Consider the following 9,066-nt stretch of genomic DNA (forward strand, 5'->3'; position numbering starts at 1 on the left):
GTATAAGGCAGTATTTCGTATATAGTATATAGTATATCGTATATCGTAGTTCGTATATCGGGATTCCCAGGAAAACGTTCGATGTGAGGCGTTCGGCAAAAAGGCTCTGCCGCATTGTCGCTTGCTATCTACTATCTACTATTCACGGGGTTTTATTACTATCGACTATTCACTGATACTAAGAGGGCGAGCAACGATATGACTACATGGGGGGATGCTATTGAGTAGCCATACCGGAATGCCCGCCCAAACATTTCCTCGTTTCTGTATTGACTAATTATACCATTTTCTCAGCATCAAGGAAACATAAATATTCACCAAAAATAAACTCCGGCTTATCCGATCGCCTTCAGCGCCCCTTAGCCCGTTTTGCTATTTTCCAACATTTCGTCATAAACCATTGTTCCACGGCCTTCCATTTCAACGGCTTCATTTGTTTCCCGCCCCCTCTTCTCCAGATCGTTACCTGCTACCATATACCAGCTCAACTCGCTGGGCATCGTTTCGATCGCGCCCATCGTGTGCCTGGGCGAAGGGATGTTGTAGGAAAACGTAACCGCGAGGGTAACCGGTTCCCGCTTATCAGTTTCTGTCCTGGCCTCAACCCCTATACGATACAAGCCATCCTTTTCCGGGATCACGGAAAAGGACTTCTCGTGGTTTCTGTACAGCGTGGGAACCGCTGAACCGGCGACATCCCTGATTGACAGCACCGGAGTTCCACGTCCTTTTAAGACCTTTCCTTTCACGACATATTCCATGTTCTTTTTTAAGAACACATCGACTGTCGCCGTTTCCCCGCTAACAACCTTCTCTTCGAATCTCTGGAGAAGCTTTTCATTCAACATAAAACGCGTAATTGCTTCAGATATCCTGCCCATGGTAATTCCTCCTTTTATTTTTTTTATTTTAAATTTATCAGCAGCACGGCTGTGCTCTCTTACGTCTTTATATTCATGAACAAGCATGCTTGCTCCTTTTTTCACTCACTTCGTTCTTGTGCAAAGGGTTCAGGACGCCTTGCGATAAGACCTTCAAGGCTGTTTCCTGTGTAACGGCCATATGGTTCTTGTTGGACAACACCCTCTTGCTTCTTTCCACATACACGATCCCAAGAAAAGAGGACCATATTACCTCTGAAAGCGCCCTGTAATCACACTGGGTGAAGATCTTTTTCTCTACTGCGTACCTGACTATCTTATGTTGCAGGGCAACCACTTTCGCGCCCAGTCCGTGAATGATGTTGCGCAGTTCTTCGGGGAGATTGCCGAGCATCTCGGTCTGGTGAAAATACAGCCACGCGGTAAAGACCAGTTGGTCTTTTTCGTAGAATTTCTGAAAGCATTCCCATAGCTTTTCCAGCAGAACCTCTTTAAAGCGCTCCCGGTTGTCGTATAATTCCTGCAGGATACTTTCAAAGTAGTCGGCATGAGATGCTATGGCGCTTACCATTATCTCCTCTTTGTTCTTGAAATACAGATAGAGCGCTGCCCGGCTCAACTCCGATTTCTCCGCGATCTTTTCCATGGTAATTGAATGGTAGCCGTCTTTATCATATATGCTCATCGCTGCGCCTATTGCCAGTTCCTGCCTCGCTTCCCTTTCGCGTTTTCTTCTTTCTATGATACCCATATAGACATTTTCTCCATGTGATAGACTCTATGTCTAAATAATAAACTTGATGTCATTATTTGTCAAGTATTTTTTTTAATTTTTAAGATAAATGCATGACAACGTAAAGATGTTCGATGGACATAGCGCATAGCTGAGTTAGATCTTTGTCTCGATGTCGGCTGCGGATGTAGCCTCATTGGTCTGCCTGTCTGATGTTTTCCCACAAACACGGGGTTTAGTCCTGACAAAAAAATTTCGAAGCGCATATATATGGCACAAGCGCCGAGCACAGACTACATAATAGGAGAAGCAAATGAAAATACCGGTCTGCATCAAAAAAGAAATCGGTCCGGAGCCGGAACTTCGCCCTTTGCAATCCCATAAACTCCTCGGCCTCGCCGAAGAGTTCCTTTATTCTCTTACGCATCCGCCGGGAGATGCGATAGACGGAGGTCTTCGTCAATCGCCGCGCCGTTTCAATGGCCGCTTCATAGATGTGATAACTGAGGGAGCGGGACATGCCGCGGGTGCATGCCTGTTTACGGGGACTAGTCCGGGACAAAAAAGAGGATCATGCCACGGGAAGGATAATAAGTCACGAAAATTAACAATGTCCCCTATCCCCTATATGCCGCTTAACCTGCTGCTTTATTCTTTTCTGGTATTTCATCATCATAGATCATCGTGCTGCTTCCCTTGTATTCCGGCTTGACGGTTGCCTCTGTTTCGTGCAGCCCTTCCGTAAGTTCGTATTCTTTGAACCCAGGCCAGTCTGACTCGCAGGGTAATGTTTTGATCGAGTCTATGATGTACTCAGGAGTAGGATTTGCACAGGAAAGGGTGACAGAAACGATAGCTGGCTCCCGCTCCCGGCCTTCCACGGCGGGCTTGATCGTTACCCAGATACGGTACAGGCCGTCTCTTTCAGGGGTCACGTAAAAACATCTCCTCTTACCGCCGTAGTACATTGGGACCACAAAACCTGTAAAGCTCCCGAGTGACAGTACCGGCGTTCCACGGCCCTTTAAGACCCTCCCTCTCGCTACATATTCTTTTCCTTTTTCCAAGAACACATCGATTGTCGCCGTTTCTCCCTTTGGCACTTTTTCCTCGAACCTCTGGAGAAGCCGTTGATTCAGCATAAAACGCATTATTGCTTCAAATATTCTGCCCATAGTAATTCCTCCTTTTCTTATTAAATTTATTAATTGCATAGTTGCGCTTTCTTTAAACCTTTTTTGTTATGGAACAGTAGGGACTTTTTGTCTATCGTTATATTTACATTTATATAACGGCAGGCAAAAAAAATTTATCTTTCGGTCCCGGTCGTTTCGCAATAACACAGTTTCTTTAACATTCTATATTCATTATCAAGCATCAATACCACCCGCATCGTTCCCTCTGTTTTTCCTCGACGTATTCAAAACGCCACGCGATAAAACCTTTAAAGCTATGTCTTGTGTAATATCCATATGGTTCTTGTTGGAAAGCACCTTCTTGCTCCGTTCTACATACACGATCCCCAGAAAAGAGGACCATATCACCTCTGAAAGCGCCCTGTAATCATACTGAATAAATATCTTTTTCTCTACCGCGTACTTCACTATCTTATGCTGCAGGCCGACTATTTTCGCGCCCAGCCTGTGAATAACTTTTCGTAATTCCTCAGGGAGGTTGCTGAGCATCTCTGTCTGGTGAAAATACAGCCACGCGGTAAAGGCCACGTGATCCTTTTCATAGAACTTCTGAAAGCATTCCCATAGCCTTTCCAGCAGTTCCTCCTTAACGCTCTCCCGGTTATCGTACAATTCCTGCAGGATAATTTCAAAGTAGTCGGCATGACACGCTATGGCGCTTACCATTATCTCCTCTTTGTTCTTAAAATATATGTATAGTGCGGCCCGGCTCAATTCAGACTTCTCCGCTATCCTTTCCATGGTAATTGCATGATAGCCGTCCTTATCGTATATGCTCATCGCTGCGTCTACTGCCAGTTCCTGTCTCGCCTCCTTTTCACGTTTTCTTCTTTCTATGATCCCCATTTAGACCATTACTCCATATGTAAGACTCAATGTCTATATTTTAGAGTTATTGTTCTTTCTTGTCAAACGGTTTTTTGGTTTAAACCGCCGTGCAGCTTGACTATAACTATTTTTGTGCTATAAAAAATACATACATAAAGGGAGGTGATAAAAGATGAAGTTAAGCGCACGAAACGTATTAAAGGGGAAGGTCAAAAGCGTTACGCACGGCGCAGTCAACACAGAGGTTGTCATTGAGATCCCCGGAGGCGCAAATGTTGTCTCAATCATTACCAAGACATCGGCCGAGGGATTAGGGCTTGCGGCAGGTAAAGATGTATACGCTGTGATCAAGGCGACAAACGTCATAATCGCCATAGATTAATCGTAGGGCTCATTTCAGCCAGGAATCGAGGTTTGGCGGCTTTCCATCCTGTTTCCAAACCTCGATTTTTTTCTGTCAAAACCGGCCCGCCTTAATTCAACCCCGAAATTATCCCAGACGCCTGAACGCCACAGCCTTTATGGCAGCGTATATCTCAACACCTCTTGCCAACTCCAGCTCATTGGCCGCCTCTTTCACGATCTCGGCGATAAGCCGTCCGTCGCCGCATTTCAGTTCCACGCCTACCCTGGCCCCCGTGTCGAAGATATCGACTACAGTCCCCTTAAGCAGATTACGGGCGCTGATCGCCTCCGGGTGACGCTTGAAAAGAATGATGTCCGTTGATGACAACTCAAAAAGCGTCTCGGCCAGAGAACTGTCGCTGGAAACGAAAAGCTCCTGATCTCCCCAGCGATATGCATAAAAGCCGTTAATGCGCCGCGGCGCAGTGAGCCGGAGAAGGTTGTTGTAACCAACTGCATCTTTCATCCTGTCCCGCGCCAGAGCTTCCGCTGTGACCTGTCCTGTCACACGGCCGTCCTCTACCGTGAGGACCCGGTTCGTCATGATCCTCATCTCCAGCAGGGCATGCGAGATAAAAAGGTAGGGGATCTTGAAGATCTCGCAGGTATCCTTCAGGTAAGAGATGATCTGGAATTTGAGACTATCATCGACGGCAGACAGAGGTTCATCCATCAACAGGAGCCGGGGATTCGAGAGGACTGCCCGACCTATGGCCACCCTCTGCTTCTCTCCCCCCGACAGATGCCTGACCCCCCTGTCGAGCAGGTGTCCTACCTGCATCACGTTCACCAGCGTATCCAGCGTAATCTTTCGATACCGTGGATTACACCGCTTATAACCGTAAAGAAGGTTGTTCCTGACGCTCAGGTGGGGAAACAGGTGAGGACGCTGGAAAACCATACCGATGCGACGGTGTTCCGTCGACATATGAAGCCCGTGATTACTATCGAAAAGCGTTTCGCCGTCGAGACTGATAAAACCCCGGTCAGGATGCCTTAAACCCGCTATAAGACTGACCAGGGTTGACTTGCCGCTGCCCGAAGGGCCAAAAACCCCGATCTGGTCCCCCTGGATCGCAAAATTTGCATCCAGAGTAAAGGTGCCAAACTGCTTTTGCACTTTAACAGTGAGTTCCACTTTAGTCCGACCTCACCATGCGTCTGCCGAGCCATTCGTGGAAAAGGAGCACTATGACTGAGATGGTAATGGAGACAAGACAAAGGGAGAGGGCCATTACGTCGCCCCCCGGCGAACTGACGTATTCATAGATTGCCAGAGGGATCGTCTGGGTTACACCGGGGATGTTGCCTGCCACAATGATTGTGGCGCCGAATTCGCCCAGACCACGGGCAAACATAAGCACAGAGCCGGCAATAAGACCACGCACCGAAAGCGGCACAATGACGGTAAAAATGGTATCCATCCATCCTGCGCCGAGGGTCCGGGAGGCCTGGATGAGCCGCTCATCTATTGTCTCCATACCTATGCGGATAGACCTGACCATAAGGGGAAAACCAACCACTGCCGTGGCGACAACCGCCGCCTTCCAGGTGAAGATCAGATTGATACCCAGCGGCTGGAGTATCATTTTTCCTATGAATCCATGCTGACCAAGGAGCAGAAGAAGAAGATATCCTACTACCACGGGCGGCAGGGTCAGAGGGAGGTTGACGATGACATCCAATACGACCCTCCCCCGGAACCGCCGGTATGTCATAAGATATGCCACGGCAAAGCCGAAAGGAAGAGACAACAGGGTAGCCACAACGGCTACCCTGATCGATAACAAAATTGCCGAATAATCGGAAGGGGTAAAACTTGGCATACTTGGTTACCGGACGACAAAACCATACTTTTCAAGGATCTTTTTTGCCTTGTCTGACTGTAAAAATTTGAAGAATGCCGCAGCCTCTGTCTTTTTGCTGCCTGCTGCGGTAAGCGCCATGGGATAGGTCACCCGGGCGTAGAGCTCCTGCGGCACCGCAAAGAGTATCTTCACGTTCTTCGCCATCAGCTCCGCATCGGTCTTGTAGACAAAGGCGCCGTCCACTTCACCCCGGTCAGCGTACATAAGGCATTCACGAACATCCTTTGCCATAACCAGTTTCTTCTCAAGCTCTTTTTCCACACCCGCCTTCTTTAATGCCTCATCAGCATACTGGCCGGCAGGCACACTCTTCGGGCTGCCGATGGCGATCTTGTTTAACTTCGCCAGATCCTTAAGGCCCGCTACCTTCAACTCCGGTTTACCCACAAAGACAACCGAATTGTACGCAAAGGTGGTGATGCTCTTTTCATCGACAACCTTCTTCTCTTTCAGATGATCCATCCACTTTACATTGGCGGACAGAAAAAGATCAGCCGGAGCGCCGTTTTCAATCTGTTTGGCTACGGCACCGGAAGCGCCGTAATTTTTCAGGAAGGTAACGCCCGGATTGTCCTTTGCATAGGTGTCGGAAAGTTCGTTGAGTACATCTCTCAGGCTGGCTGCTGCCGACAGGTTGATCTCACCGGCCATGACCGGGGCCGCCAGAAGCGCTAAGCAGAACACACCAAGGAACAATTTAATCGCAACATTCTTCATTTGTACATCCTCCTTTATATTGTATTGTACGGGCATCTACATGCCCTTTTTTCCAGCATAATGAGCAACACTCTCTTTTATTCTCTCCATTCATTTTCTCTCGTTTATTCTGATGAATTCATCGTTATATGTGTTAAAATATAACGTTCGTTATATATCAAATAATATAACGTCCGGTCAAGCATTTTGTACAATATTCAAACAGGTCAACTATTCAAATCAACCAATTGACATGACTAACGCTATTGATTACAATACATTATAAAGGGGTTAAAAAATGAAGGTAGCCTATAAAGTCTGGCTTGAGAATGAAGGGAAGGCCTTTGGTGAGGGTCCATACCTGCTTTTAAAGGGAATAGAAAAGACAGGATCTCTTCATATGGCAGCCATGAAGCTGGATATGTCTTATCAAAAGGCATGGAACGTCCTGAACGATTGCGAAAAGGAGCTTGGATTTCAAATGATCGAGAGGAGGGTAGGAGGGGTATCGGGCGGAGGCTCAAATCTCACTGTGGCAGGGAAGGTCTTCTTAAAGCAATATGAGCAGTTCCGTAAGGATATTCACTCTGTAATTGAAGAGACATTTCATAAACACTTCGGATAAAATAATCTTCAACACTATAACTTCCGCAACCCTTGACATGCCTTTTCGTCTCATTGTGTATGTTCACTTTGCGCCTTCCCACAAAGTCAAGGCACTTGACATGCCCGATAGCATCCTCAACGGAGATGTCAACTATACAAAAACCATACAATCTGGAGGATTTCAGATAATGGATAAGTTTCGTAAGGGGTTGATTTTTATTTGGGCCGTGGAGGATTCGAACCTCCGACCAATTGATTAAGAGTCAACTGCTCTACCGGACTGAGCTAACGGCCCCTGAGTTGTCTTTTATAACATACACGAAAAGGAAAATCCAAAACAATTTTCATACAATGTGAGCATAAAGGTTTCAGGCTGTCCACATGACAATGCAAGGAGCGAAGAAACCAAGAAAAAATGTTGACTATGAGGGCACCTGTATGTTAGAAAAAGACGGAAATCTGATGGACATGACAATTCAGAACAGTAAGAAGGATGTGGTCAGATCTCTTTTGAGTTACAGCTCACTGGGATTAGAGATGGGCCTGTCCGTTGCCATCGGAATTGCCATTGGCTACTTCCTGGATTCGTTTTTTAAAACATCACCGTACCTGACGATTATCTTTATGATCTTTGGCGTCACTGCGGCGATGAAAACTATATTCACGCTTTTGAAAAAGGTTAAAAAGGACAATGAAAGAGACAACCATCAATGACATAGAGCGGATAAATGTCTTCATTCTTATCCTTGGCTCAATCCTCATTTTGCTTATAACCCGGGAATTCAAGTATTTTTTCAGCTTCGCCGTTGCAAGCTCCATCATGACCATCAATTTCAGATTCCTGAAAAAGATCATTCAGGGCGGATTTGCCCAACCGCAGGTCCGGAAGAAAGATCTTCTCATTAAACTTCCATTGAAGTTTCTCGTCCTCATTGGGCTGGTGGTCCTGGTAGTTGTCTTTGGTGATATTAACGTAGTATGTTTTCTCATCGGTTTATCAACAGTATTCATGTCTGTCGTGGTAAACCAGATTCAGATAGCCCTGACACCTGTTGCAAAAAGGAGACAAAACTAATGGAACATGAAGTATTTACCTGGGCGTCTCTCTTTCCTTTTCTGAAAAACCTGCCGCCTCACGTATCGAATGCCCTGATCATATCAGTTATCCTCATCGTCATTGCGATACTCGGCTACAAGCAGCTCAAAAAAAGAGAGGATGATATTATCCCGGAAGGGAAGCTGACCTTCGGGACATTTGTGGAAATGATCGTAGAGAGCCTCTCGAATATTATTGTCGACACCATGGGACCAAGAGGCAAGGAGTTTGTGCTGTTACTCGGTACTCTGGCACTTTTTATCCTCTTCAACAATCTTTCGGGGCTCGTCCCGGGATTTCTTCCTGCAACAGATAATGTCAATACGACCTTTGCATGTTCCCTCACGGTCTTCGTTATGACCCATTACTACGGTTTTAAAGAACATGGTATAAAATATCTCAAGCAATTCACGGGGCCTTTCTGGTGGCTTGCACCATTGATGATACCTATCGAGCTTATCGGGCACATCGCAAGACCGCTCTCTCTGGGCCTGAGGCTTTTCGGCAATATAACCGGCGACCATCTCGTGACGGCAATCTTCTTCGGTCTCGTTCCACTTCTTGTTCCTCTCCCGGTCATGTTCCTCGGTCTCTTTGTGGCATTCGTCCAGACCTTCGTATTTATGCTTCTGTCAATGGCGTATTTTTCAGGTGCGATTTCACATGAACATTAAAATAAATAAAATACAAGAAAGGGGTGAGATTTAATGAAAAAATTTCTAACAATTGTTATGCTTCTCGGAATCCTTGTTTGCAT

At 46.4% G+C, this 9,066-nt stretch carries 12 protein-coding genes and 1 tRNA gene; 5 read left to right on the forward strand and 8 right to left on the reverse strand.

Annotated elements, in window-relative coordinates:
• Nucleotides 1–359: 359 nt before the first annotated feature.
• The 4 genes from PHU49_03390 to PHU49_03405 form a co-directional block, all read right to left on the reverse strand.
• Nucleotides 360–881, reverse strand: coding sequence for a hypothetical protein (locus tag PHU49_03390; protein MDD5243039.1), 522 nt, complete (start codon nt 879–881; stop codon nt 360–362).
• Between the two features lie 73 nt (nt 882–954).
• Nucleotides 955–1,632, reverse strand: coding sequence for a TetR/AcrR family transcriptional regulator (locus PHU49_03395; protein ID MDD5243040.1), 678 nt, complete (start codon nt 1,630–1,632; stop codon nt 955–957).
• 617 nt (nt 1,633–2,249) lie between these two features.
• Nucleotides 2,250–2,789 carry a hypothetical protein gene (locus tag PHU49_03400; protein ID MDD5243041.1) on the reverse strand — a complete coding sequence of 180 codons (540 nt, stop codon included), beginning with the start codon at nt 2,787–2,789 and terminating at the stop codon, nt 2,250–2,252.
• A gap of 195 nt (nt 2,790–2,984) precedes the next feature.
• Nucleotides 2,985–3,656 carry a TetR/AcrR family transcriptional regulator gene (locus PHU49_03405; GenBank protein ID MDD5243042.1) on the reverse strand — a complete coding sequence of 224 codons (672 nt, stop codon included), beginning with the start codon at nt 3,654–3,656 and terminating at the stop codon, nt 2,985–2,987.
• Nucleotides 3,657–3,810: 154 nt separating this feature from the next.
• Here PHU49_03405 and PHU49_03410 point away from each other — a divergent pair, with 154 nt between their 5' ends.
• Nucleotides 3,811–4,020 (forward strand): molybdopterin-binding protein, encoded by a 210-nt coding sequence (locus PHU49_03410; GenBank protein ID MDD5243043.1) that lies wholly within the window; start codon nt 3,811–3,813, stop codon nt 4,018–4,020.
• Nucleotides 4,021–4,128: 108 nt separating this feature from the next.
• Here PHU49_03410 and modC read toward each other — a convergent pair whose 3' ends face one another.
• Genes modC through modA form a run of 3 tightly spaced genes read right to left on the reverse strand, consistent with a single transcriptional unit; the run spans nt 4,129 to nt 6,628 of the window.
• On the reverse strand, nt 4,129–5,181 hold the full coding sequence (modC, locus tag PHU49_03415; protein MDD5243044.1) for a molybdenum ABC transporter ATP-binding protein: 1,053 nt from the start codon (nt 5,179–5,181) through the stop codon (nt 4,129–4,131).
• A 1-nt stretch (nt 5,182) separates the two neighbouring features.
• Complete coding sequence (modB, locus tag PHU49_03420; GenBank protein ID MDD5243045.1) at nt 5,183–5,869, reverse strand: molybdate ABC transporter permease subunit; 687 nt, start codon at nt 5,867–5,869, stop codon at nt 5,183–5,185.
• Between the two features lie 6 nt (nt 5,870–5,875).
• Nucleotides 5,876–6,628: a molybdate ABC transporter substrate-binding protein gene (gene modA, locus PHU49_03425; protein MDD5243046.1), complete on the reverse strand. Its 753-nt coding sequence runs from the start codon at nt 6,626–6,628 to the stop codon at nt 5,876–5,878.
• A 277-nt stretch (nt 6,629–6,905) separates the two neighbouring features.
• On the opposite strand from modA, the gene PHU49_03430 reads away from it, so the two are divergent.
• The gene (locus PHU49_03430) at nt 6,906–7,232 is read left to right on the forward strand and encodes a LysR family transcriptional regulator (GenBank protein MDD5243047.1); all 327 of its coding nucleotides are present in this window, start codon (nt 6,906–6,908) and stop codon (nt 7,230–7,232) included.
• Between the two features lie 202 nt (nt 7,233–7,434).
• Here the strand turns inward: PHU49_03430 and PHU49_03435 are convergent.
• Nucleotides 7,435–7,508, reverse strand: a tRNA-Lys gene (locus tag PHU49_03435).
• Nucleotides 7,509–7,651: 143 nt separating this feature from the next.
• On the opposite strand from PHU49_03435, the gene PHU49_03440 reads away from it, so the two are divergent.
• Genes PHU49_03440 through atpB form a run of 3 tightly spaced genes read left to right on the forward strand, consistent with a single transcriptional unit; the run spans nt 7,652 to nt 8,983 of the window.
• Nucleotides 7,652–7,927, forward strand: a complete 276-nt coding sequence (locus tag PHU49_03440) for an AtpZ/AtpI family protein (protein ID MDD5243048.1) — start codon at nt 7,652–7,654, stop codon at nt 7,925–7,927.
• The gene (locus PHU49_03445; protein ID MDD5243049.1) at nt 7,905–8,288 is read left to right on the forward strand and encodes an ATP synthase subunit I; all 384 of its coding nucleotides are present in this window, start codon (nt 7,905–7,907) and stop codon (nt 8,286–8,288) included. Before PHU49_03440 ends, PHU49_03445 begins: the two co-directional genes overlap by 23 nt.
• On the forward strand, nt 8,288–8,983 hold the full coding sequence (gene atpB / locus PHU49_03450) for a F0F1 ATP synthase subunit A (protein MDD5243050.1): 696 nt from the start codon (nt 8,288–8,290) through the stop codon (nt 8,981–8,983). The genes PHU49_03445 and atpB overlap by 1 nt, the downstream gene beginning before the upstream one ends.
• Nucleotides 8,984–9,066: the final 83 nt, after the last annotated feature.

It is taken from the genome of Syntrophorhabdaceae bacterium, assembly GCA_028713955.1.
Classification (GTDB): Bacteria; Desulfobacterota; Syntrophorhabdia; order Syntrophorhabdales; family Syntrophorhabdaceae; genus UBA5609.

Coding starts and splice junctions, on each gene's coding strand:
- modA (MDD5243046.1), bottom strand. CDS start 6,628: ATGAAGAATGTTGCGATTAAATTGTTCCTTGGTGTGTTCTGCTTAGCG.
- PHU49_03440 (MDD5243048.1), top strand. CDS start 7,652: ATGTTAGAAAAAGACGGAAATCTGATGGACATGACAATTCAGAACAGT.
- PHU49_03390 (MDD5243039.1), bottom strand. CDS start 881: ATGGGCAGGATATCTGAAGCAATTACGCGTTTTATGTTGAATGAAAAG.
- atpB (MDD5243050.1), top strand. CDS start 8,288: ATGGAACATGAAGTATTTACCTGGGCGTCTCTCTTTCCTTTTCTGAAA.
- PHU49_03410 (MDD5243043.1), top strand. CDS start 3,811: ATGAAGTTAAGCGCACGAAACGTATTAAAGGGGAAGGTCAAAAGCGTT.
- modB (MDD5243045.1), bottom strand. CDS start 5,869: ATGCCAAGTTTTACCCCTTCCGATTATTCGGCAATTTTGTTATCGATC.
- PHU49_03395 (MDD5243040.1), bottom strand. CDS start 1,632: ATGGGTATCATAGAAAGAAGAAAACGCGAAAGGGAAGCGAGGCAGGAA.
- PHU49_03405 (MDD5243042.1), bottom strand. CDS start 3,656: ATGGGGATCATAGAAAGAAGAAAACGTGAAAAGGAGGCGAGACAGGAA.
- PHU49_03400 (MDD5243041.1), bottom strand. CDS start 2,789: ATGGGCAGAATATTTGAAGCAATAATGCGTTTTATGCTGAATCAACGG.
- PHU49_03430 (MDD5243047.1), top strand. CDS start 6,906: ATGAAGGTAGCCTATAAAGTCTGGCTTGAGAATGAAGGGAAGGCCTTT.
- PHU49_03445 (MDD5243049.1), top strand. CDS start 7,905: ATGAAAGAGACAACCATCAATGACATAGAGCGGATAAATGTCTTCATT.